Source organism: Streptomyces sp. KL109B (genome assembly GCF_030766935.1).
GTDB lineage: Bacteria > Actinomycetota > Actinomycetes > Streptomycetales > Streptomycetaceae > Streptomyces.
Genome location: NZ_JASERL010000001.1, coordinates 992,461 through 1,014,611, shown reverse-complemented (window position 1 = coordinate 1,014,611; position 22,151 = coordinate 992,461). Strand labels below are relative to the sequence as shown.

Sequence of the window (22,151 nt, the reverse complement as noted above, 5' to 3'; positions counted from 1 at the left end):
CCCGTCCGATCCGCTCACAGCGGCTGAGTCAAGGCTCGAAAGGCCGCTCAGTAGACCGGCTTGTCCGGCTCGATCTGGTTGACCCAGCCGATGACGCCGCCGCCGACGTGCACGGCGTCCGCGAAGCCCGCGGACTTCAGCACGGCGAGGACTTCCGCACTGCGGACACCCGTCTTGCAATGCAAGACGATCTTCTTGTCCTGCGGCATGTCCTGGAGGGCCGTGCCCATGAGGAACTCGTTCTTCGGGATCAGCTTGGCGCCCGGGATGGAGACGATCTCGTACTCGTTCGGCTCGCGGACGTCGATGATCTCGATCTTCTCGTCGCCGTCGATCCACTCCTTGAGCTGCTTGGGAGTGATCGTCGAACCGGCGGCCGCCTCCTGCGCCTCGTCGGACACGACGCCGCAGAAGGCCTCGTAGTCGATGAGCTCGGTGACGGTCGCGTTCGGCCCGCAGACCGCGCAGTCGGGGTCCTTGCGGACCTTGACCTGGCGGTACTGCATCTCAAGGGCGTCGTAGATCATCAGTCGTCCGACCAGCGGGTCACCCACGCCGGCCAGGACCTTGATCGCCTCGGTGACCTGGATGGAGCCGATGGACGCGCACAGCACGCCCAGGACGCCGCCCTCGGCGCAGGACGGGACCATGCCGGGGGGCGGGGGCTCCGGGTACAGGCAGCGGTAGCACGGCCCGTGCTCGGACCAGAAGACCGAGGCCTGGCCGTCGAAGCGGTAGATGGAACCCCACACGTAGGGCTTGTTGAGCAGCACGCAGGCGTCGTTGACGAGGTAGCGCGTCGCGAAGTTGTCCGTGCCGTCGACGATCAGGTCGTACTGGCTGAACATGTCCATCACGTTGTCGGCCTCGAGCCGCTCCTCGTGCAGGATCACGTTCACGTACGGGTTGATGCCGAGGACCGAGTCCTTCGCGGACTCCGCCTTCGAGCGGCCGATGTCGGCCTGGCTGTGAATGATCTGGCGCTGCAGGTTCGACTCGTCGACCTCGTCGAACTCCACGATGCCGAGCGTGCCCACGCCGGCGGCGGCCAGGTACATCAGGGCCGGCGAGCCAAGGCCACCGGCGCCCACACAGAGCACCTTGGCGTTCTTCAGCCGCTTCTGCCCGTCCATCCCGACATCCGGGATGATCAGGTGGCGGGAGTACCTGCGGACCTCGTCTACGGTGAGCTCAGCAGCTGGCTCGACCAGGGGTGGCAGCGACACGGGGACTCCGTTGGTCGGTATCTACGTACGGTTGTTCCGTCTGTAACACTGCCACGCCCTCCTTCATTCCGAGACACCAGGTCCGATGCGCGAGACGATCTCGTCCCAGTAGCCGGGCATCGCCTCCCAGGGGTCGACCGAGCCGCCCCGGTCGGTGTGATCGGTGAAGTAGATCGTGCCCGCGCCCTGCCAGCGCGCGATGCGCAGCGCCTCCTCGAGATGGCCGAGGGGCATTCCGTGGACGAAGTGGCAGAACCGCTCGGGCGGATAGTCGGCCGTCCACTCGGCGACCTGGGACCAGCGGTAGTCGCTCCAGGGGCCGGAGAAGGTCACCAACTGGTCGGCGTTCTCGGCGTATCCGGGGTACGGGTGGGTGCCGTGGTTGAACACGATGTGCGCGTCGTCGACGAGGGCACGCAGGGTCGTGACGGCACGCCGGACCTCGGGGAGCGCGGCCCGCTCGGTGGGGCAGCGGTCGAAGGAGAAGCCGTCGACCTGGTACCAGTCGAGGAAGCGGTGCGCGTCGGAGACGAGCTCACCGAAGCCGCGGGCGCCGTAGGCCAGGTCCAGGTGACCAAGGACACGCACCCCGGCCTGCCGAAGCCGCCCCGCCGCCTCCAGGCAGTGCTGGTCGGGGCGGGACCCGGGACCATTGGCGACATTCAGGACAACCCAGTGCAAGGGTGTTGCGGGGCGGGTGAGTTCGGCCCATTCCGCGGGTGCGACGAGGGGGTGCGCAAATCCGGGGATGCCGAAGCCGAGGCGTACGTCGGTGCTCGACAGGCCGGTCGCGGTCGGGGTCAGATACGGCATGCCGCCTCCATCCAGATGTCGGCGAGGGACTCTTCGAGGTTGATGCGGGGACGCCACCCGAGCCGGTCGCGTGCCGTGCGCACGTCGGCCTGCTGCCAGCTGCCACAGCCGTCGGGGTACGGATACGCGGTCGGGGTGGGGTGCATCCCGTGGTCTGATTCGGAGCGGGGGTGGGCGACGGATGGCCGCAACCCGACGGCGGGGCCGTCGAGTTCGTGGAGCGCGCCGCCGAAGCCGGCGACGCGGGCGAGCACGGCGGCGGCGTCGCGCAGCCGCACGGCACGGCCCGAGCCGATGTTGATCACGCCCTGTGCGGCGGAGAGCGAGGCGGCGTGCACGGCGCGCGCCACGTCTCGTACGTCGATGAAGTCGCGCTGCGCGCCGAGACCGCCCAGCTTCAGTTCGCCGTCTCCGGCCTGCATCGCGCGGCGCATCGCCTCGGCGAGCCGGCCGAGCGGGGATCCGGCGGGGGTGCCGGGTCCCGCGGGCGAGAAGACGCGCAGGACGACGGCGTCGAGGCCGGAGCCTAGGACGAGTTCGGTGGCGGCGAGCTTGCTGACGCCGTACGGGCCGCCGGGCCTGGGCACCGCGTCCTCGGCGGTGGAGGAGCCGGGCTGCGAGGGCCCGTACTCGGCGCCGCAGCCGATCTGCACGAGGCGGGCGCCGCATCCGCTGCGGCGCAGGGCTTCGCAGACGGTGGCGACGGCGACGGTGTTGTGCCGGGTGAGTTCGCGGGCGCCGCCGCGGGTGGCGCCGGCGCAGTTGATGACCACTCCGGGGTGCACGGCGTCCAGGAAGCGGGTGAGGGCGCCGGGGCTGCCGGTGGCGAGGTCGAAGCGGACGTCGGCGTCGTCGCCCCGGCCGAGCGTGGTCAGTTGCACGGCGGGGTCGGCCAGGAGGCGGTCGGCGACGAAGCGGCCCAGGTACCCGTTGGCTCCGATCAGCAGAACCCTCATCGGACGCCTCCCGGATTTCGCGCTCCGGTGGCTCCGGTGGCTCGGAGCGCTCCGAAGGCGCCGCGCTCTCCGCGTGCTGCGCGCGGGGCGCACCGATCGTGGATTCCGCGCTGCCCGTGAGGTCCGGAGTATCCGGCGTATCCGGCGCCTCCGGGAGGAGGGGTGGTCATCTGGCGTTCTCCTTAAGGGGGTTGCCCTGGGTCTTCGGGTGGGCCCGCGGTGTCGGCCCCGCGGGAGGGGGGTGGTCCTGGTCATGCGGCGAGCGCTGGACGCGGTGGCACGGCACGCTCGGCGGTGGCGTCGGCGAAGTGGCGGGTGGCGGTTATGGCGCACCGCCGATCGGGACGTCGGGGGTCGCATGGGCGGAGGCCCTGGTCAGGGTGCGGGTGGCGTGCACGAGGAGGACGAGGGCGGCGACGGCGCAGGCCGCTGTGGGTACGACGCCGGTGCCCGCGGCGTCGACGGCGGTCTCGACGGGGAGGCTCACGACGTCGCAGCCCGGGAGGCGTCCGGCGAAGACCGTGGCGACGGCGAGGACCTCGACGGCGACGGCGGCGCCGAGTGCGAGCGCGGGGGCGTGGGTGCGGCGATGCGCGGCGAGGAGGCGGGCGAGCAGGAGCAGCACGCCCAGGGCGCCCGCTCCGGCGTAGTCCACCTTCTCGTGGAGCACGGCCCCGGAGAGCACGAGGAGCGCGACGAGGGCGAGGGCGAACAGGGCCACGGAGCCGAGGAGCAACGGACGTACGGAGTCGGCGAATTCGGCGAGCCCGCGACTTGCGGCGAGGCGGCGCCTGGCTCCACCCGAGAAGAGCTGGGCGCACCAGGTGGCCGGGGCCACGGCCACGGTGAGAGCGACCAGGGGCGCGGTCGCGGGGGCCCAGGTCTTGTCGGGTCCGCCGGCGAGCGCGGCGTCGAGGAGGCCGTCGCCGAGGAGTGCGTACGCGAGCAGCCAGCAGGCCCACAGGCGGGCCGAGGGGGCGGGCGGTCCTTCGGCCACGCGCAGCGGTCCGTGGCGCAGCGTCGCGCGCAGGGCGACGAGGGTGGCGAGCGCGCCGACGAGGCCCACCGCCAGGCGTGCGGCGGTGCCCGTCGTGGTGTGCAGGCCGAAGACGGTGAGCGCGCAGGCGGCGCCCGGCAGCAGCGCGAGCCCGGCCCACAGGCCGCGCACGCCGGTGGCGGGCCGGGTGACTCCGGCGACGACGGGCTCGTCGGGGTCGCCGTCCCTCGGTACGCGCGCGTACATCTCCTCGGCGAGCGAGAACACGTCCTTGTGGCGGAAGCGGGCGGCGGTCCGGTCGGTGACGCCGTGGGCCTCGAGCCCGGCGGCGATCTCCAACGGGTCGACGGCCCGCTCGCACAGCTCGCGGTGCCGGTGCATCAGCCCTTTGACCGGGTCGGCACCGGAACGGCGGTGGACGGGGCGGAAGTTGTCACCGCGAGCGTCGCCGTCACGGCCACCGCTGTCACGCGCGCCGCCGCCGCGGGAATCGCCGTCGCGGGAATCTGCGCCGCGCGGGTCGGCACCGCGCGGGTCGGCACCGCGGGAATCGCCGTCGCGGGAGTCCGCGCCGCGCGGGTCGGCGCCTCGGGAGTCGTCGCCGCGAGAGTCTCCGCCGCGCAAGTCGGCACCGCGGGAATCGTCGCCGCGAGAGTCCGCGCCGCGCAGGTCGGCACCGCGCGGGTCGGCACCGCGCACACCGGCACCGCGCGGATCGGCACCGCGCGCATCGGCTCCGCACGATTCGGCGCCGCGCTCATCAGCATCGTGCGCGCCGGTACCGAGAGGGTCGGCCGTCCCGGCGGCATCGGCGCGAGGGGCCGTCTGCGTGCGGGAGTCGCTGCCGTGGGGGACGTCGTCGCGGGCTCCCGCGTCACGGAAACCGTCGCCGCCGGCGAGACCGCGCTCGCCCGCCCCCTCACCGGCACCGGCTCCGGCACCGGCACCGGCACCGGAGCCCACGACCGCACCGACCCGGGCCCCCTCAAAGGCATCCGCACCCACACCCGCACAGGACCCGGTGCCCGCACCCGCATCGCCCTCAAGGACGGCCGACCGCCACGCCGCAGGATCGCGCAGCAACTCCCCATCGAGGTCGCCGAGATCGCCGAGATCGCCGAGATCGCCGAGATCGCCGAGATCGCCGAGAACACCCTGCCCAGCGGGGACCGAAGCCCCCGACGAACCATTCGGCCCCTCGGCAGAGTGACCACCCGGCTCGACCGCCGCACCGTCAAACGCCCCCGGCACCCCCGGTACACCTGGCGCCCCCGGCGCCCCCCGCATCCCCAGCGCCTCCGCCGATCCGGCACCCCACGCTCCGGCGCTCACCGGTACACGGGGCGCATCGGCGTCGCCCCCGGTACCGCTGTCGTCGAAGTCGCCGAACGCGGCGCGCGCGCTCGTGGGTTCACCGATTCGCCCGGTCATCCGTCCGCCTCCCCGCAGCCCTGTGTCATGCCGGCCAACTGCCCCCGCGCACCGCCACCGTCGTCACCGCCCGCATCGGCCCCGGAATCGACGCCCGAGCCCGAGCCGCGACCCGCGCCGCGCGTGGCCCTCGACCCGGCCCCGGTCCCCGAGCGCCGCGCGGTCGCGGGACCCGGATCGACCCGCGCGCCACCACCGGAGCCGGACCCCCAGCTCGTCCCGGCCGCCCCACCGGCGCGCCCGGCCAGCCACGCGCCGCCCCGGTCGCCCGTGGTCGATGTGGTCCAGCGGCCCGGTACATGGGCCTCGGGCGGGTAGGCGAACGGCAGCGGATCGCCCGCGTCGTCCACGACCTCCCTGCGTACCGGGCAGCGCGAGACGATCTCGAGGTAAATGCCGTGAAATGCCGTGATGTTCTGTTCGACGGTGAACAGCTCGAGGGCACGCGCGCGAGCCGCCGCGCCGAGCCGTTCGCGCCGTGCGGGGTCGCGCAGGAGCGCCACGCAGGCCTCGGCGAGCGCGCGCGGGTTGCGCGGCGGCACCACGAGCCCCGTACCGCCGATCACCTCGACGACGGCGCCCGCGTCCGTGGACACCGTCGCGCGCCCGCAGAACATGGCCTCGACCAGGCTGATCGGGAAGCCTTCCACGACGCTGGACAGGACGACGACACCGCAGGAGCCATAGACATCGGCGAGGTCGGGGGCCTCCGGGGAGCCCAACTCCTCGAAGGAGACGGGGTTCTCGCCCACGGCGTGGATGCCCTCGGCCTCGTCCGGGAAGAGCTGCGCGGCGAGGGCCCTGCAGTGCCCGAGGTACAGCGCGGCCTCGCGGTCCGCCGTGGGATCCGAGCCATCCGCGGCCCCGCCACCGGGCGCCCGCGCGGAGAGGAACCCGTCGGCAGGCCACCCTCCGCCGTCCACGAGCCCCGCGCCTGCGGCCGCACCCGCCCCGGCCACCGGGCCCGGCCCCGCCTCCGGCACCCGCACGATCCGCAGCCGGGCCTTCGGCTCCTCCTTGCGGATCTCGGAGAACGCGTGCAACAGGGAGATCAGGTCCTTGGAGGGGTCGACGCGTCCGATCCAGACGAGCGTGTCGGGGTCGCCCGGCCCTTCCCGCTCCCCCACCTCGTCGAAGTGGCCCGCCTCCATGCCGGGGTGAACGGTGCGCAGCTTGGCGCGGTCGGCGCCGCACTTCTCCTGCCAGCGGCGCGCGTGCGCGTTGCCGGGGGTGATCACGGCGGCCTGCCGGTAGACCTCGGCGGCGAGCCTGCCGTGGAAGGCGGCGAGGAGCGCGCGCACCGGCGCACTCAACTCGGCGTCGCCCGCGGCGATGTACCGCGCCCGGAGCTGCACTCCGTACTCGGTGACGAGCAGGGGCACACCGTAGAAGTGCTTGGCGATCAGACCGGGCAGCGCCGCAGCGCCCCCGGAGGTCGCGTGGCAGAGGTCGACGGACGCGAGCCCGCCCCCTCCTGGCAGCCTCCCGGCGGGGCCCGAAGAGGCACCCGCCGCCGAGCCGGACGACGCCGACGACGACGCACCCGCCACAGAACCAAACGCGGAACCAGACCAAGTAACAGCCGCAGAACCCGACACCGAGCCTGCCCCGGAGCCCGACACAGAGCCCGCCCCGGAGCCCGACGCGGCTCCCGACACCGAGGCCGCCACAGCGCCCCCGCGCTCGTACCCGTCCTCCACACCCTCGTACCAGTCCAGCGAGAGCGGGCGCAGCTCACGCTCCACGTGCGCCGCGAAGGAGAGCAGATCGGGCACGCGGGCCGCGCGCACCGCACGGAGGGCGCCCGGCGCACGACAGGCGCGCTCCAGAATGCGTACGGCGGCCTCCGACTGCAGGGAGGTGCCCAGGCCGCCCTCGTCGCGGGCGAGTTCGGCAAGCCCGTACAAGGCGCTGGCGAAACGGTCCGCCTCTCCCGGAGCGAATCCCGGAGCGGATGCGGTGTCGGGAGACACCACGGCCTCGACCAACTCCCGGTACAGCGCGGCGAACCGGCGCCGGGCGCGCCGCCCGAGTGCGCCCTCGCGCGCGCCGCTCTCGCTCCCGACCGCCGCCGCCCACATCGGCGCGGTGCGCACGCGCAGGATCTGCGGGGGCAGTTCGAGCCACCCCGCGTCCTCCTGCTCCTGGCTGGTGGCGAGCGCGTAGATGTCGAACTCGTGCTGCTCGAGCCCGCGCACAAGCCGGTCGCACCAGAGTCTGGCCTCACCGTTCACATACGGATAACCACCCTCGGTAAGCAGTCCGATGCGCACGCGTACACCCCCGATCTCCCATACAGGGAGCCGCCGTTGGGTTGGCGACTCGCAGCGGGACGAACGTATGCGGACATGCCGGTGGCGTGATGGACGGTTGTCCATCACGCCACCAAAAGGGGTGAAGGGGCGTAACTTTCTCGCGCGTACGGCGTTTAGTCGCGCTAAGAGATCAAACCACTACGGACAGCTACGTAGTGTCAACCCTTGGGAAAGGCCCAGGGATTCGGCTTGCACGTGATCCCTTCGGACGTCAGGAACTTGGTCTGCTGCTGCATGACCGGTGCGAGCGCGCCGTCCTGTGAACAGGTCACGTGATTGAAGCCGAGCCGGTGGCCGACCTCGTGGTTGATGAGCATCTGCCGGTACGGGTATATGGCGTGGTCGCCGAGCACCTTGTCGTAGGTCTTCGAGCCCTGCGCCCACCGATACGCGTTGATCATTACGCGGTCGGTCGCGGCGGAGTCGCACGAGACGTTGTCCTGCGTCGTGTCGAGGCCCGACTTCTCGCACCAGTCGGCCGTCGTCCCGGGGCTCGCGAGACTGATCACGAAGTCCGGCTTCCCGGAGGAGATCCGCTCGAAGGTGCGGGCGTCGTCGTGGGCCCAGCTCCGCTTGTCGTTCAGGGTCTTCTGCACCGCCTGCGCGAACAGCTTCCCGTCGAGCCCGAGACCCTTCTCCACGTCCACGCGGTAGCGGAACTTCTGCCCGCTGCCGGGCGCCTTGTCGGTCCCCGGGATCGTCGTGAACGCCCCCGACGCCTTCAGGTCCGCCGCGAGCGGATACTTCTTGGCCATCTTCTGCCCGTACGTCGCCGGGGCGGCCTGCGCCGTCTCCTTCGGGGCCGCCCGCTCGTCCGTACGCGAGGCGGAGCCGCCGTGCACACGGGCCCCCTCGGCGGCCTGCGACTGCGTTTCGCGCGCGGAGTCGCCCTTGTCGGTGACCTGGCCGGCGACGACGACGGCGAGTACCGCCGTGACGGCCGCGGCGGCGATGCCGGTGAAGGTCATGCCCTTGCCGCGCTTCTCACGCCCGCCGTCGTCCGACTGCTCCCCCGCCGGGTCCTCCGGCGGCGCGGGCGGCTCGGCGTCCCACTCGGTCACGCGCGCGTAGGGGTCGGCACCGGCGGGTGCGTCGAACGCGTCGAGGTACTCCTGCCGCGGGTGCCGCTGGTCCAGGCGCTCCTGACGCGGTCGGCCCTGGTCGGGTCGTCCCTGGTCCGGTCGTCCCTGTCGCGGCCGCGGTCCCGGCAGCGCCGGTTCGGCGGGCACCGTCACGCCGTGCCCGTCCTCGGGGCCCCGCACCGAGGTGACGGGTCCGGCGACACGCGGCACGGACGCGCCGCGCCCACCGGCCGCTCCCCAGCCGCCGCCCGGCTCCCCGGGCTCGGGGTGGCCGCCACGAACCTGCCCGGTCCCCGGGCGCGCGGACGTGTGCCCGGAAGCGGGCGTGCGGCCGGACGCCGACGGCGGGGCCGGAGCCGGGGCCGGCACGGGTGGCGCGTCGGCGGGCACCCGGCGTCTGCGCCCGGTGCCCGAGCCCGCCCTCGACGGGTCGTGCGCCTCGGGCGCCGCAGGTATGTCGACGGCTTCCTCGGCGCCGTCTGCCGGTCCTCGGCGGCTATGCCGTCCCACGGGCCGCCTCAGCTCCCCAAAGTCGTGTGGTCGCCGGTGCCGGTCGCGTCACTCACGGCATCACCGGCACTGGTGGCGCTCCCGCGCCTCTTGTTCAACGCTTCGGTGTCGGCGAGGAGTTCCCGGAACGCCGTCGCGACCGTTCGCGGATACTCCATCATCGCGACGTGCCCCGCGTCGGGGAGCGTAAGGAGCCTGGAGCCCCGGAAGGCACGGGCCGCGCGGGCCGCCATCCGGTACGACACCAGGAGGTCACGCCCTCCGTAGATGAGCTGGGTCGGCGCCAGTACGCGCTCGGCCTGGCGCCACAGGCCGTGCTGCCCACCGAGCGTGTACGCGTTCACGACCCCGCGCGCGGAGCGGGCCATCGCGTCCCAGAAGTAGGGCAGTTCGAGCCGCCGCTCCATCTCCTCGACGGCGGCCCTGAAGCCCTCGGGCGTGACCCGGTTCGGGTCTCCGTAGCAGAGGGCCATGACGCCCCGTACGCGCTGCTCCGGAGTCCACTCCTTCGTAAGACGCGTAAAGAGCGGGGCGATGCCGGGCACCGCGAGGAGGCCGGTCGGCAGGGCGGTGCGCTGCACCCGGATCTCCGGCATCGCGGGCGACACCAGGGTCAGCGTCCGTACGAGGTCGGGGCGCACGGCCGCCACGCGCGTGGCGACGGCTCCGCCCAAGGAGTTGCCGAAGAGGTGCACGGGGGCGTGGCCCTGGGCGTCGAGGTAGCGGATGACCGCGCGCGCGTGCCCGGTCACCGAGTAGTTGCCGTCGTCCGGTGGCGGCGAGTCGCCGAACCCCGGAAGGTCGAGCGCCTCCCCGTCGACGGTGTCCTCGAGCAGCGGCATCAGCGCCGACCAGTTCTGCGAGGAGCCGCCGAGCCCGTGCACGTACAGCGCGGGCGGCAGCCCCTCACGCGCTCCGGGGCGGGCTCTGACCGACAGCGTCAGGCCCGGGAGCCCGACCGATCGCACGCGCTCCCCCTCCGCGACCCTGACGGCGCCCGGCTTGGGCGTCGCGGCGGCGATGGCGGCAGGCACACGCGGCGATCCGGTCGAAGACATGCGACATATGTTACGAGACGATCACACAGTGGATCGCGTGTTCGCCATCACAGATCCGGGGCACCCGACCGGCAGCCCCGCACAAGGCGCCACCCAGGAGCCACCCAGGAGCCACCCATTGGATCCCCGAAAGGTCGCATAGCGCCTCGATCAGGTGTCTCCTACGCTCGATATCAGGGCACCCGCCCACGCACGGATCAGGTGAGGAAGGGAGCCACGATGACGGTCGACCCGAGCGACCCCGAGACCTTCACGGAGCGCGATCCCGCCGAGGCGGGCGTGGAGACCCCCGAGGCGGACAGCGCGGAGCAGCACGCGGAACTCGCGCCCGACCAGGACGACGAGCCCGACACCGGGGCCGACCCGGACACCGCGAACGAGGCGGACCGGGCCGAACAGGCCCGCGTCGTCGCGATCGACGAGGACGACTATCGGTGAACGGCGCGCAGCCGTCGGTGAGCGGTGCGCCGACATCCGCCCCATTTGTGACCACAGTTGTGACGTCGAGCTCACTACATGCGGTTTTCACAGCTGTCCGGTCCGTGAAATTCTGCGCTCGCACCGCGCACATCACGGTTACCCAAAAGTACGATGACGTCGCGGCGCACACCGCACACGGACGATTTTGGGAGGCGGCGTGACAGCCATCGAGCAGACGGAGGCAGCGCGCCCCAAGGGCACACGCCTGCCGCGCCGTGCCCGACGCAATCAACTTCTGGGAGCGGCCCAGGAGGTTTTTGTCGCGCAGGGGTACCACGCGGCCGCGATGGACGACATCGCCGAGCGGGCCGGCGTCAGCAAGCCGGTGCTCTACCAGCACTTCCCCGGCAAGCTCGAGCTCTACTTGGCGCTGCTCGACCAGCACTGCGAGTCCCTGCTGCAGTCGGTGCGCACGGCGCTCGCCTCCACGACGGACAACAAGCAGCGCGTCGCGGCGACCATGGACGCCTACTTCGCGTACGTGGAGGACGAGGGCGGCGCGTTCCGGCTCGTCTTCGAGTCGGACCTGACGAACGAGCCGGCGGTGCGCGAGCGCGTCGACCGCGTCAGCCTGCAGTGCGCCGAGGCCATCTCGGACGTGATCGCGGAGGACACGGGCCTGTCCAAGGACGAGTCGATGCTCCTCGCGACGGGCCTCGGCGGCGTCTCGCAGGTCGTCGCCCGCTACTGGCTGTCCAGCGCGAGCCCGGTCGAGCGCGACACGGCGGTGCAGTTGCTCACCTCGCTCGCCTGGCGCGGCATCGCGGGCTTCCCGCTGCACGGCGCCGAGCACCACTGAGCACCACTGGGCACACCGCTCTGAACCGGTGCCGCACTTTGTTCCCGTCCGGCTGTTCGCTCTTGGCGTGCGGCCGGGGCATCGGGAGCCTCGCCTCGCCGGGCTAATCTTTGCTGGGTACGGCGCGGTCTTCCGCGCACATCACGGATCGTCGGAGGGACAAGGCCGTGGAGGTCAAGATCGGCGTGCTGCACACGCCTCGCGAGATCGTTCTGGAGAGCGACCAGTCGGCCGAGGAGGTCGAGAGCGCGGTGTCCGCGGCGCTGTCCGGCAAGTCCCAGTTGCTCTCTCTGAAGGACGAGAAGGGCCGCAAGGTCCTGGTCCCCGCCGAGCGCCTCGCGTATGTCGAGCTCGGCGAGCCGGCGACGCGGAAGGTGGGCTTCGGCCCGCTGTAGGACCCGTTGCGGAACCCGCTGCGAAACTCGCCGCGGAACCCGCTGAAACAGCCCGCGAAAGGCCTGATGGCACAGCCGCCATCAGGCCTTTTGCCTGTTCACAGCGGGCGCACAGCGGATCCTCGCGCGGAGGGTTGCGTCCGGGGGGCCAGGGGTAGACCGGCTACGACCGATTAGCACCCACCGGCCGCGCGGGAGGTATCCGCACCATGCTTCTCGAAGCTCTCGGCTCCGTACTGCTCGGCATGGCACTCGCCCTCGCGGCGGGCCATCGCCTGCCGCACCGGCTGCCGTCGCGCACGCTAGTGCTGCCGACCGGCGTCGCGGGCGCCCTCTTCGGGGCGTTCGTCACACACACCGCGCTGGGCCCTGGACACGCGATCGCCACGCTCGTGGGCGCCGTCGCGATGTCGGTGGCCCTGCTGTCCCTGCTGCTGCGCCCCACCCGGGGCAGAGCGCGGCAGCTGACGCCCTACGCGTAGTGGCTCGGGCAGCGGAGCGGCAGGCTAGGAGGCCAGGCCGAGCGCCGACATCCGCTTGGTGTGCGCCTCGGTGATCCGCGAGAACATCTTGCCGACCTCCGCCAGGTCGAAGCCGTCGGCCACGCCCCCGACCAGCATCGTCGACAGCGCGTCCCGGTCCGCGACCACGCGCTGCGACTGCGACAGGGCCTCGCCCATCAGGCGCCGCGCCCACAGCGCGAGCCGGCCGCCCACGCGCGGCTCGGCCTCGATCGCGGCGCGCACCTTCTCCACGGCGAACGAAGCGTGGCCGGTGTCGTCGAGCACGGCGAGGACGAGGGAGCGGGTGTCCGAGTCGAGGCGGGCAGCGACCTCCCGGTAGAAGTCGGACGCGATCGAGTCGCCCACGTACGCCTTGACCAGGCCCTCCAGCCAGTCCGACGGGGCGGTCTGCTTGTGGAAGCCGTCGAGGGCGCCGACGAACGGGTCCATCGCCTCGGTCGGCTCGACACCGATCTTCGACAGGCGGTCGCGCAGCTGCTCGAAGTGGTGGAACTCGGCGGAGGCCATCTTCGCCAGCTCCGCCTTGTCGGCCAGCGTCGGCGCCAGCTTCGCGTCCTCGGCCAGCCGCTCGAACGCCGCCAGCTCCCCGTACGCGAGGGCGCCGAGCAGGTCGACGACGGCGGCGCGGTAGTTCTCGTCCGAGGCCGCGGTGGCCCAGTCCTGGGCGGCGATGCCGGTCGGCGCTTCGGTGGCGGGCGTGGCGTTGTCAGGCGTCTCCATGAAGCGCACAATAGCCCGCTCACCGCTTCGGGGAAGTCCCTGGTCAAGGAGTGTGACGACGGCTACGTGACCCATTCGGCCATCGCACATGCGCGTTTCCGGGGTATGGTGGTAATGAGCCCGCCGAGTGCAAGGCAGTCTGCGTGACACCGCTAGGCGCTTGCGCGCACTTCGGACGGGCCTCATGAATGAGGATGCCCGGTCGGTGGCCCGATCGGCTCCGACCCGACAGCCCTCCGGGTCGTACGTCACAAGGCGTACGGATCTGAGGAGGGGCCCTCAGCGGCACGAGCGCTCGAGCGTCGGCAGTGGTCCCGCGCAATTCTGGTCCACCCGATCCCGCGGACCGCGGCTCGAGTCCGGTGTACCAGCCGGCACGGTCAAGACCCCCGCGTTCGCCTCGCGCCGCACCTCACAGAAGAGGCAACACCCTGACTACGCAGACTTCGCCGACGTCGACTTTCCGCCAGCTCGGAATCCTTCCCGAGACCGCAGAGGCCCTTGAGGCCGTCGGCATCATCAACCCCTTTCCCATCCAGGAGATGACCCTCCCCGTCGCCCTCTCCGGCACGGACGTCATCGGCCAGGCCAAGACCGGTACGGGCAAGACCCTCGGCTTCGGCCTTCCGCTCCTGGAGCGCGTCACCGTCCCCGCGGACGTCGAGTCCGGCCGGGCCAAGCCCGAGCAGCTGACCGACGCCCCGCAGGCCCTCGTCGTCGTCCCGACGCGCGAGCTGTGCCAGCAGGTGACCAATGACCTGCTCACCGCCGGCAAGGTGCGCAATGTGCGCGTCCTCGCCATATATGGCGGTCGTGCGTACGAGCCCCAGGTCGAGGCCCTGAAGAAGGGCGTCGACGTCGTCGTCGGTACGCCCGGGCGACTGCTCGACCTGGCCGGCCAGAAGAAGCTCAATCTCTCGCACGTGAAGTGCCTCGTCCTCGACGAGGCCGACGAGATGCTCGACCTGGGCTTCCTGCCCGACGTCGAGAAGATCGTCAACATGCTTCCGGTGAAGCGTCAGACGATGCTGTTCTCGGCGACCATGCCGGGCGCCGTCATCGGCCTGGCCCGCCGCTACATGTCGCAGCCCACACACATCCGCGCCACCGCGCCGGACGACGAGGGCGCGACCGTGCGCAACATCGCGCAGCACGTGTACCGCGCGCACAACATGGACAAGCCCGAGATGGTCGCGCGCATCCTGCAGGCCGAGGGCCGCGGCCTCTCGATGATCTTCTGCCGTACGAAGCGCACGGCGGCCGACATCGCGGACCAGCTCAAGCGCCGCGGCTTCGCCTCCGGCGCGGTCCACGGCGACCTGGGCCAGGGCGCCCGCGAGCAGGCCCTTCGCGCGTTCCGCAACGGCAAGGTGGACGTCCTCGTCTGCACCGACGTCGCCGCGCGCGGCATCGACGTGGACGACGTGACGCACGTCATCAACTACCAGTCCCCCGAGGACGAGAAGACCTACCTGCACCGCATCGGCCGCACCGGCCGCGCGGGCAAGAAGGGCATCGCGATCACGCTGGTCGACTGGGACGACATCCCGCGCTGGCAGCTGATCAACAAGGCCCTCGAGCTGGACTTCAACGACCCGGTCGAGACGTACTCCTCCTCGCCGCACCTCTACGAGGAGATGAACATCCCGGCGGGCACCAAGGGTGTGCTGCCGCGTTCCGAGCGCACGCGCGCGGGGCTCGACGCCGAGGAGATCGAGGACCTGGGCGAGACCGGTGGCCGTGGCGTGTCGTCCGCGCGCGGCGGCGGCCGTGGTGGCCGGGGAGACCGCGACCGCGATCGTGATCGGGACCGCGAGCAGCGCGAGCGCCCGGCGCGCGCGCCGCGTCGCCGTCGCCGTACGCGCGGTGGCGAGCCGGTCGGAGCCGGTGAGGCCGCTCTCGCGGCCGCTCCGGTGGCGGAGGAGTCCGCCGAGCCGCGGACGCCGCGCCGTCGCCGTCGTACGCGCGGTGGCGCCGCGGCCGCCGCCCCGTCGGTCGCGCCGGTGGCGCCCGCCGCCGAGGCCGTCGTGGAGACGGTGGAGGCCGAGGCCCCCGCCAAGCCCCGTCGCCGTACGCGCAAGAAGGCCGAGGCCGTCGTCGAGACGGTGGAGGCCGTACAGCCGGTCGTTGCCGAGCCGGAGCAGGTGCAGGCGCAGGCGCGGCCCGAGCAGACCGAGGCGAAGCCGGCGCGTACCCGTACGCGCAAGAAGGCGGAGGCCGCGGTCGACACCGCGGAGGCCGCCGAGGCCAAGCCGGCCACACGCACGCGTACCCGTAAGAAGGCCGAGCCGGTCGCCGAGGCGGTCGAAACCGTCGAGGCGAAGCCGGCCCGCAAGCGCACGGCCAAGAAGGCGGAGGCCGCGGTCGACACGGCCGAGGCCAAGCCCGCGCGCAAGCGCACGACCAAGAAGGCCGAAGCCGCCCTCGACACCGTCGAGACGGCCGACGCCAAGCCCGCGCGGAAGCGGACCACCAAGAAGGCCGTGGCCGCCGTCGACACGGCCGAGGCCGCAGAGACGAAGCCCGCCCCCCGCAAGCGCACGACCAAGAAGGCCGCGCCTGCCGCCGAGCCGGTCGCCGAGGCGGCTTCGGAAGCCGCTCCGGCCAAGCCCGCGCGGAAGCGGACCACCAAGAAGGCCGTGGCCGCCGTCGACACGGCGGAAGCCGCAGAGACGAAGCCCGCCCCTCGCAAGCGCACGACCAAGAAGGCGGCGCCCGCCGCCGAGGCGGCCTCGGAGGCCGCTCCGGCCAAGCCGCGTCGTACGCGGAAGAGGGCCGAGGCCCCCGAGGCCTGATCGGTTCGATGACGAAGGCCCGGATTCCCGCCGTCGCGGGGTCCGGGCCTTCGTTGTCAGTGGCTGCACGTAATCTCGGTTCATGAGCAGGCCCGCGACCTTCACCCCGCCGCCCGGCACCCGTGCGCACCGCCTCCGCACCGCCCGGGGCGACTTCGCCGCGCTCACCGGGGAGCCGGCCCGGGGCCCGGTCCGCGGCACCGCTCTGCTGCTGCCCGGGTTCACGGGCAGCAAGGAGGACTTCATAGCGCTGCACGGGCCGTTGGGCGCGTCCGGGTACCGGACGGTCGCCGTGGACGGGCGCGGGCAGTACGAGTCGGAAGGCCCGAAGGACGACGAACGGCCTTATCAGCAGCGCGAGTTGGCGCGTGATGTGCTCGCCCAGGCCGCGGCGATCCGGGCCGACGGAGGGACCGGTCGGGTGCATCTGCTCGGGCACTCGCTCGGCGGACTCGTCGCGCGTGCGGCGGTCATCGAGGACCCCACCCCGTTCGCCTCGCTCACGCTGATGTCCTCGGGCCCCGCCGCCGTCACCGCGCCCCAGCAGGAGCGCGCCAAGCTGCTCCAGAGCGCCCTCGCCGCGCTCGACATGGCGCGGGTGTGGGAGGCGATCCAGAGCCTGGACGCCCCGGAGGACGCCGCCGACCTGCGCGGCGACGGCGAGGATCTGCGCCGCCGCTGGATGAGCAACAGCCCGGCCCAGCTCATCGCCACGGCGGGCCAGCTGTGCACCGAGCCGGACCGGGTCGACGAGCTCGCCACGCTCGGACTCCCGGTGCACGTGCTGTCGGGCGAGCGGGACGACGCGTGGCCGGTGCCGCTGCTCGATGCCATGGCGATACGGCTCGGCGCCGAGCGCACCGCCGTCGCCGGGGCCGAGCACTCCCCCAATACGGACCAGCCGGGGGCCACCGCCGCCGCCCTCGCCGCCTTCTGGGACCGGCACCCGGCGACGTAGCACCACCGGCCAGGACCTTACTGACGCACGAGTAATTAGCCGATCGAAAAATTTCCTTAGCGTAGGGAATGTTTGCAGCGGGCAACTCGTTGTACCCGGTGGAACGCGCGGCAGCGAAGCCGCGCAATTCACTCTTAACGGCCGGGCAACCGCCCGGCCGTACGGCGGGAACAGGCTGAGAAGCGGCTCCCGCACCAGTAGTTCTCCTTCAGGAGGATCACCAGACGAAGGGAGAAGCCCATGCGCTTCGAAATCATGCGACTCGACGATGTCGACGGCACCGCCGTGGACAGCACCGTCGTGGACGCCGCCTCCGTCAACCGGATCGTTCAGCAGGCCGCCGCCATCGGGCAGCGCCTCTACATCCGCCCGGCCGAGTCGTCCGCCTCGTAACGGCGTAGCGACTCACACACGTCGAAGCCCCCGTACGCACGATGCGTACGGGGGCTTCGCTGTGCTCGGCGGCCCGGCCCAGTCGGTCAGGAGCCCTGGATCACCTGCGTCACACCGTTGATGATCTGCTGCACCGCGATCGCGGACAGCATCATGCCCGCGAGCCGCGTCACCAGGACCACGCCGCCGTCCTTGATGACGCGGATGATCACCAGCGAGTACCGCATCACCAGCCACAGCACGACGTGGATCGCGACGATCGCGGACCAGACGGAGATCTGGTCGCCCACCGTGTCCGCGTCCTGCACGGCGAGGATCACGGAGACGATCGCGCCGGGCCCGGCGAGCAGCGGCATGCCGAGCGGTACGAGGGCGACGTTGACGTCCTTGGTCTGCTTGGGCTCGTCCGTCTTGCCGGTCAGCAGGTCGAGCGCGATCAGCAGGAGCAGCAGACCGCCCGCGATCATCAGGGCGGGGACGGAGACGTGCAGATAGGCCAGGATCTGGTTGCCCAGGACGCCGAAGACGGCGATGACGCCGAAGGCGACACAGACCGCCTGGAAGGCCATGCGCTTCTGGACCTTGGCGGGGCGTCCGGCGGTGAGGGCGAGGAAGATCGGGGTGATTCCCGGGGGATCCATAATCACAAAAAGCGTGAGAAATAGGGATCCGAAGACGGCAGCGTCGAACACGGTGGGGTGCCTTGCGAGAGTGGTGCGGAAAGAGAAAGAGGGGAAAAAAGGGGAAACGCAGAAGTGACGTGGTGGTGGGGGGGGGAACGTCAGGCGCGGCGTCCGCCGGCGCCCGGTACCGGGAAGGCGCCCGTGGCGCGGCGCGTGATCTCCCCGTAGACCTCGGGGTCGGTGGTGTACTCGCCGAGCACACACGTCTTTCGGCTGCCGTGGTAGTCCGAGGACCCGGTGGTCAGCAGGCCGACGTCGGCGGCGAGGCCGCGCAGGCGCTCGCGGGTCGCGGCGTCGTGGTCCATGTGGTCGACCTCGATGCCGTCGAGCCCGGCCTCGGCCAGCTTCGCTATCGCGGACTCGGGCACGGTGCGGCCGCGCTTGGCGGCGGCGGGGTGCGCGAAGACGGTGACCCCGCCGGCGGCCTTGACCAGGCGGATCGCCTCGAAGGGGTCGGTCTCGTGCTTCTCGACGTACGCGCGTCCGCCGTCGGCGAGCCAGTCCTCGGTGAACGCGTCGGAGACCGTGGGCACGACGCCGAGTTCGACGAGGGCCGAGGCGACGTGCGGGCGGCCGACCGAGCCGTCGCCCGCGATCCGGGCGACCTGCTCCCAAGTGACGGGCACGCCCAGCTCGTTCAGCTTGGCGATCATGCCCTTGGCGCGCGGCACCCGGTCGTCGCGGACCAGCTCGCGCTCGGCGAGCAGCGCCGGCTCCTCGGGGTCGAAGAGGTACGCCAGCATGTGCATGCTCACGCCGTCGAGGCGGCAGGAGAGCTCGGCGCCCGTGACGAGGGTCAGCCCCTCGGGCGCGGCGGCGATCGCCTCGGCGTGCCCGCGCGTCGTGTCGTGGTCGGTGAGCGCGACGACGTCCAGGCCGGACGCGGCGGCGTTCCGTACGAGTTCGGCCGGGCTGTCCGTACCGTCGGAGGCGGTGGAGTGGGTGTGCAGATCGATGCGCACGGCTGCGTACTCCAGGCTCGACGGGCCCTCGGGCGGGCGGACGGACTGACGGGGACCGTTCAAGGATAACGGGGATTTCCACCACCCCCGTCACCACCGAACCAGGCACGTACCCCTTACGTCCCGACCCCCTACGCATCGGCCCCTTACGTACCGGTCCCTTACGTACCGGTCCCTTACGCACCGGCCCCTTGCCTCACCGGCCCAGAACCTCACCCGCTCAGAACCTCACCCGCTCAGAATCCGCGGCGACAGCGCCCCGCACGGCAGCAGGTCCACCTCGGCCCCCGCGTCCCGCAGGTCCGTGAGCACCAGCTCGTCGTACATCAGCATCCCGGTCTGCTCCGGCCACACGACCGCCCACAGCCAAAGCCCGCGCGCCTCACCGGCGAAGACCGCCCGGTCGTCCGGGGTGCCGGAGACGTGCCACATCGGGGTGGGGCGGCCCGCGGCGAGCACCTTGGCCTGCGGCGGCTTGGCGACGTCCATGGAGGGGCCGGGGTCGGGCCCGTCGATCCCCGCGTAGCGCGCGCCGAGGCCGACGCCCAGCTCCTCGGCGACGAGCACCAGTTCACCGGGGCCGCCGAGCGGTCCGGGTCCGGAGCAGGCGACGGCGGTTGCGCGGCCTCCGTGGCGGTCGTCCCCCGCGTTGGCCACGCCGGTGAAAAGCCAGCCGACGGGCAGCGGCCAGGGCATCCAGACCGGTACCCGTGCGCGGTGCACCACGACGCTGAGGGCCTCGACGCTGGGCGGGATCACGGGCTGCAGCGGATGCACGGTCCCGTGCACATCGCACTGCCAGGAATCGGCAAAGAGTCCGGGAGCCCTGACCCGGCCACCACACTTCGGGCAACTGGGTTCGCCCCTCATAGAGCCCCACGGTCCTCCCCGTCCCGCGCCGCGTCAAGGACGATCACCCGTCCGGAGTGCGGCGTCGTGGCTCCTCCCCGCACCCCTCCGCGGACACCCCTGACCAGGATGGATAGATGTAGCTTGCATTAATTAGCTGCTCTAACTTATTATGTGCATACGCCAACGATCCAGCAGTCGTAAGGAGCAGCGGGCATGAGCCACAGCAGCGCGGAGAGCAGTACAGGAGGTCCCGCCGAAGGGGACACGTTCGACGCGGGAGCGGGCAGTCTCCTGCGTCAACCGAAGGCGGTCTGGGCGACCGCCGGGGCATCCGTCGTCGCCTTCATGGGCATCGGCCTCGTCGACCCGATCCTGCCGTCGATCGCCAAGGGCCTCGAAGCGACACCCAGCCAGGTCTCCCTGCTCTTCACCTCGTACTTCCTGATCACCGCGGTCGCGATGCTGGTGACCGGGTTCGTCTCCAGCCGCATCGGCGGCAAGAAGACCCTCCTCGCCGGGCTCGCCCTGGTCGTGATCTTCGCGGCGCTCGCGGGCACCTCGGGATCCGTCGGTGAGCTGGTCGGCTTCCGCGCGGGCTGGGGGCTCGGCAACGCGCTGTTCGTGTCGACCGCGCTCGCGGTCATCGTCGGCGCGGCGGCCGGCGGGTCCGCCGCCGCGATCCTGCTGTACGAGTCCGCGCTCGGGCTCGGCATGGCGTGCGGGCCGCTGGTCGGCGCGCTGCTCGGCAACGCCAGTTGGCGCTACCCGTTCTTCGGCACCGCCGCGCTGATGGCCGTCGGCTTCATCTGCATCACGGCATTCTTGAAGGAGCAGCCGAAGCCCGCGCAGAAGACCTCGATCCTCGACCCGATCAAGGCGCTCGGGCACGGCGGCCTCGCGTCCGCGGCGGTCTCGGCCTTCTTCTACAACTACACGTTCTTCACGGTGCTGGCCTTCACGCCGTTCGTGCTGAACATGACCCCGTACAAGTCGGGCGCGGTGTTCTTCGCCTGGGGTGTGCTGCTCGCGCTGTTCTCGGTGATCGTGGCGCCGCGCATGCAGGCCAGGTTCGGCTCGCTCAAGGTGCTCGGCGGTTCGCTGGTGCTGCTCGCCGTGGACGTGCTCGTCCTCGGGTACGGCAACCACACCACGGCCATCGTCTGCACGATCCTGTCCGGCGCCTTCATCGGCGTGAACAACACCGTCTACACGGAGCTGGCGCTCGGCGTCTCGGACGCGCCGCGCCCGGTGGCGAGCGCGGGCTACAACTTCGTGCGGTGGTTCGCCGCGGCGGCCGCGCCGTTCTTCGCGCCGAAGATCGAGGAGTGGAGCAATATCCACATCCCGTTCGTGGTCGCGGCGATCACGGCGGTGCTCGGAGCGGTCGTGGTGTGGGTGCGCAGGAGCGCGCTCAACCACGAGGCGGAGGAGCTGGAGACGCGGCACGCCACCGAGGACAGCGTTTCGGTGTACGCGAGCTGATCAGCACTCAGTCCAGGGACTCCCCCAGGGACTGATCGGACTCAGTCCAGGGCAACGGACTTGCGCAGTGGATCGCGCAGGTCCGTTCCGCTGTTCAGCCACTTCTCCTGGAGCGCGGCGGCGCCGTGCACCCGCTTCCACGCCGCCTCGTTCGGCGTCATGGGCAGCAGGGGCAGGAAACGTACGGGATCCAGGGGCTCGTCGAGGTCCAGGTCCTCGACCAGGCCGCCCGGCTCCGCGACGAGGGTCGAGGTGAACGGGGCGGCGGGCCACAGCGGTTCACCCACGTCGAGCGAGGCGCCCGGCGCCACGACGAGGCCCTCGACCTGCGGGGAGGCCGCGAGGACCGCGAGCGGGCGGAGCACCTTGTCCGTGTCGGCGAGGCCCGCGCGGACGGTGAGGACCAGCTCCGCGCGGGGGCCCGCGACCGGGTCGGCGAGGGCGGCCGTGGGGTCGGTCATGGGGTTCGCGGACATGCCGAGCGTCGCGTAACGCACCACGTTCTGGGAGGCGTCTGTGAAGCGCAACACCTCGATCCGGTCGGTGCCGAGGAAGGTAACCGCCGCACGTGCGTCCGGTTCGCCCAAGGTTGTCCGGAGTCGCGCCTCCACCAGCGCAAGAACTTCTGCCATCCCGCGAGCATAGATCGCGCACCCAACGGGTAAGGACGGGGCCCGCTTTCGTCGGTCGGCTGATAGTCTTGGCCGCTGGTCGGGACAA

At 71.9% G+C, this 22,151-nt stretch carries 21 protein-coding genes; 8 read left to right on the top strand and 13 right to left on the bottom strand.

What is annotated here, in order from left to right:
• Window positions 1-47 precede the first annotated feature (47 nt).
• From moeZ to RBJ65_RS04790, 8 genes are all read right to left on the bottom strand, one after another.
• Window positions 48-1,226, bottom strand: a complete 1,179-nt coding sequence (gene moeZ, locus RBJ65_RS04825; RefSeq protein WP_306317981.1) for an adenylyltransferase/sulfurtransferase MoeZ — start codon at window positions 1,224-1,226, stop codon at window positions 48-50.
• A gap of 63 nt (window positions 1,227-1,289) precedes the next feature.
• The gene (locus tag RBJ65_RS04820) at window positions 1,290-2,039 is read right to left on the bottom strand and encodes a spherulation-specific family 4 protein (RefSeq protein ID WP_306317980.1); all 750 of its coding nucleotides are present in this window, start codon (window positions 2,037-2,039) and stop codon (window positions 1,290-1,292) included.
• A complete protein-coding gene (locus tag RBJ65_RS04815; RefSeq protein WP_306317979.1) occupies window positions 2,027-2,995 on the bottom strand; it encodes an NAD(P)-dependent oxidoreductase in 969 nt (322 codons plus the stop codon). The genes RBJ65_RS04820 and RBJ65_RS04815 overlap by 13 nt, the downstream gene beginning before the upstream one ends.
• A 322-nt stretch (window positions 2,996-3,317) precedes the next feature.
• Window positions 3,318-4,373, bottom strand: a complete 1,056-nt coding sequence (locus tag RBJ65_RS04810; protein WP_306317978.1) for a hypothetical protein — start codon at window positions 4,371-4,373, stop codon at window positions 3,318-3,320.
• Window positions 4,373-4,759, bottom strand: a complete 387-nt coding sequence (locus tag RBJ65_RS04805) for a hypothetical protein (protein ID WP_306317977.1) — start codon at window positions 4,757-4,759, stop codon at window positions 4,373-4,375. Before RBJ65_RS04805 ends, RBJ65_RS04810 begins: the two co-directional genes overlap by 1 nt.
• A 660-nt stretch (window positions 4,760-5,419) precedes the next feature.
• Window positions 5,420-7,696 carry a DUF3492 domain-containing protein gene (locus RBJ65_RS04800; protein WP_306317976.1) on the bottom strand — a complete coding sequence of 759 codons (2,277 nt, stop codon included), beginning with the start codon at window positions 7,694-7,696 and terminating at the stop codon, window positions 5,420-5,422.
• 200 nt (window positions 7,697-7,896) lie between these two features.
• Complete coding sequence (locus RBJ65_RS04795; protein ID WP_306317975.1) at window positions 7,897-9,330, bottom strand: DUF3152 domain-containing protein; 1,434 nt, start codon at window positions 9,328-9,330, stop codon at window positions 7,897-7,899.
• 8 nt (window positions 9,331-9,338) lie between these two features.
• The gene (locus tag RBJ65_RS04790) at window positions 9,339-10,388 is read right to left on the bottom strand and encodes an alpha/beta fold hydrolase (RefSeq protein WP_306317974.1); all 1,050 of its coding nucleotides are present in this window, start codon (window positions 10,386-10,388) and stop codon (window positions 9,339-9,341) included.
• 219 nt (window positions 10,389-10,607) lie between these two features.
• On the opposite strand from RBJ65_RS04790, the gene RBJ65_RS04785 reads away from it, so the two are divergent.
• The 4 genes from RBJ65_RS04785 to RBJ65_RS04770 all read left to right on the top strand — a co-directional run bounded on the left by RBJ65_RS04785 (window position 10,608) and on the right by RBJ65_RS04770 (window position 12,544).
• Complete coding sequence (locus tag RBJ65_RS04785; protein WP_306317973.1) at window positions 10,608-10,826, top strand: hypothetical protein; 219 nt, start codon at window positions 10,608-10,610, stop codon at window positions 10,824-10,826.
• A gap of 199 nt (window positions 10,827-11,025) precedes the next feature.
• Window positions 11,026-11,667, top strand: coding sequence for a TetR/AcrR family transcriptional regulator (locus RBJ65_RS04780; protein WP_306317972.1), 642 nt, complete (start codon window positions 11,026-11,028; stop codon window positions 11,665-11,667).
• Window positions 11,668-11,834: 167 nt separating this feature from the next.
• Window positions 11,835-12,062: a DUF3107 domain-containing protein gene (locus RBJ65_RS04775; protein ID WP_306317971.1), complete on the top strand. Its 228-nt coding sequence runs from the start codon at window positions 11,835-11,837 to the stop codon at window positions 12,060-12,062.
• A gap of 209 nt (window positions 12,063-12,271) precedes the next feature.
• Window positions 12,272-12,544 (top strand): hypothetical protein, encoded by a 273-nt coding sequence (locus tag RBJ65_RS04770; RefSeq protein WP_306317970.1) that lies wholly within the window; start codon window positions 12,272-12,274, stop codon window positions 12,542-12,544.
• A 24-nt stretch (window positions 12,545-12,568) separates the two neighbouring features.
• On the opposite strand, the gene RBJ65_RS04765 is transcribed toward RBJ65_RS04770, so the two are convergent.
• Window positions 12,569-13,306 (bottom strand): ferritin-like fold-containing protein, encoded by a 738-nt coding sequence (locus RBJ65_RS04765; RefSeq protein WP_306317969.1) that lies wholly within the window; start codon window positions 13,304-13,306, stop codon window positions 12,569-12,571.
• A 542-nt stretch (window positions 13,307-13,848) separates the two neighbouring features.
• Here RBJ65_RS04765 and RBJ65_RS04760 point away from each other — a divergent pair.
• From RBJ65_RS04760 to RBJ65_RS04750, 3 genes are all read left to right on the top strand, one after another.
• Window positions 13,849-16,101: a DEAD/DEAH box helicase gene (locus tag RBJ65_RS04760; RefSeq protein ID WP_306317968.1), complete on the top strand. Its 2,253-nt coding sequence runs from the start codon at window positions 13,849-13,851 to the stop codon at window positions 16,099-16,101.
• 82 nt (window positions 16,102-16,183) lie between these two features.
• Window positions 16,184-17,059 carry an alpha/beta fold hydrolase gene (locus RBJ65_RS04755; RefSeq protein WP_306317967.1) on the top strand — a complete coding sequence of 292 codons (876 nt, stop codon included), beginning with the start codon at window positions 16,184-16,186 and terminating at the stop codon, window positions 17,057-17,059.
• A gap of 240 nt (window positions 17,060-17,299) precedes the next feature.
• Entirely contained in the window at window positions 17,300-17,452 is a 153-nt protein-coding gene (locus tag RBJ65_RS04750; RefSeq protein ID WP_306317966.1) for a hypothetical protein, read from the top strand.
• 86 nt (window positions 17,453-17,538) lie between these two features.
• On the opposite strand, the gene RBJ65_RS04745 is transcribed toward RBJ65_RS04750, so the two are convergent.
• The 3 genes from RBJ65_RS04745 to RBJ65_RS04735 form a co-directional block, all read right to left on the bottom strand.
• Window positions 17,539-18,144, bottom strand: coding sequence for a MarC family protein (locus RBJ65_RS04745; RefSeq protein ID WP_306317965.1), 606 nt, complete (start codon window positions 18,142-18,144; stop codon window positions 17,539-17,541).
• 89 nt (window positions 18,145-18,233) lie between these two features.
• Window positions 18,234-19,097 carry a PHP domain-containing protein gene (locus tag RBJ65_RS04740; protein WP_306318023.1) on the bottom strand — a complete coding sequence of 288 codons (864 nt, stop codon included), beginning with the start codon at window positions 19,095-19,097 and terminating at the stop codon, window positions 18,234-18,236.
• A 228-nt stretch (window positions 19,098-19,325) separates the two neighbouring features.
• Window positions 19,326-19,967 (bottom strand): DUF6758 family protein, encoded by a 642-nt coding sequence (locus tag RBJ65_RS04735; protein ID WP_306317964.1) that lies wholly within the window; start codon window positions 19,965-19,967, stop codon window positions 19,326-19,328.
• 195 nt (window positions 19,968-20,162) lie between these two features.
• Here RBJ65_RS04735 and RBJ65_RS04730 point away from each other — a divergent pair, with 195 nt between their 5' ends.
• On the top strand, window positions 20,163-21,431 hold the full coding sequence (locus RBJ65_RS04730) for an MFS transporter (protein ID WP_306317963.1): 1,269 nt from the start codon (window positions 20,163-20,165) through the stop codon (window positions 21,429-21,431).
• A gap of 41 nt (window positions 21,432-21,472) precedes the next feature.
• Here the strand turns inward: RBJ65_RS04730 and RBJ65_RS04725 are convergent, their stop codons facing one another.
• Window positions 21,473-22,063, bottom strand: coding sequence for a suppressor of fused domain protein (locus tag RBJ65_RS04725; protein WP_306317962.1), 591 nt, complete (start codon window positions 22,061-22,063; stop codon window positions 21,473-21,475).
• Between the last annotated feature and the right edge of the window lie 88 nt (window positions 22,064-22,151).

Bases quoted from the DNA above. Each gene is read 5' to 3' on its own strand.
- RBJ65_RS04820 (WP_306317980.1), bottom strand. From the start codon at position 2,039: ATGCCGTATCTGACCCCGACCGCGACCGGCCTGTCGAGCACCGACGTA.
- RBJ65_RS04815 (WP_306317979.1), bottom strand. From the start codon at position 2,995: ATGAGGGTTCTGCTGATCGGAGCCAACGGGTACCTGGGCCGCTTCGTC.
- RBJ65_RS04810 (WP_306317978.1), bottom strand. From the start codon at position 4,373: ATGCACCGGCACCGCGAGCTGTGCGAGCGGGCCGTCGACCCGTTGGAG.
- RBJ65_RS04805 (WP_306317977.1), bottom strand. From the start codon at position 4,759: ATGCTGATGAGCGCGGCGCCGAATCGTGCGGAGCCGATGCGCGCGGTG.
- RBJ65_RS04790 (WP_306317974.1), bottom strand. From the start codon at position 10,388: ATGTCTTCGACCGGATCGCCGCGTGTGCCTGCCGCCATCGCCGCCGCG.
- RBJ65_RS04785 (WP_306317973.1), top strand. From the start codon at position 10,608: ATGACGGTCGACCCGAGCGACCCCGAGACCTTCACGGAGCGCGATCCC.
- RBJ65_RS04770 (WP_306317970.1), top strand. From the start codon at position 12,272: ATGCTTCTCGAAGCTCTCGGCTCCGTACTGCTCGGCATGGCACTCGCC.
- RBJ65_RS04765 (WP_306317969.1), bottom strand. From the start codon at position 13,306: ATGGAGACGCCTGACAACGCCACGCCCGCCACCGAAGCGCCGACCGGC.
- RBJ65_RS04760 (WP_306317968.1), top strand. From the start codon at position 13,849: ATGACCCTCCCCGTCGCCCTCTCCGGCACGGACGTCATCGGCCAGGCC.
- RBJ65_RS04755 (WP_306317967.1), top strand. From the start codon at position 16,184: ATGAGCAGGCCCGCGACCTTCACCCCGCCGCCCGGCACCCGTGCGCAC.
- RBJ65_RS04750 (WP_306317966.1), top strand. From the start codon at position 17,300: ATGCGCTTCGAAATCATGCGACTCGACGATGTCGACGGCACCGCCGTG.
- RBJ65_RS04735 (WP_306317964.1), bottom strand. From the start codon at position 19,967: ATGAGGGGCGAACCCAGTTGCCCGAAGTGTGGTGGCCGGGTCAGGGCT.
- RBJ65_RS04730 (WP_306317963.1), top strand. From the start codon at position 20,163: ATGAGCCACAGCAGCGCGGAGAGCAGTACAGGAGGTCCCGCCGAAGGG.
- RBJ65_RS04725 (WP_306317962.1), bottom strand. From the start codon at position 22,063: ATGGCAGAAGTTCTTGCGCTGGTGGAGGCGCGACTCCGGACAACCTTG.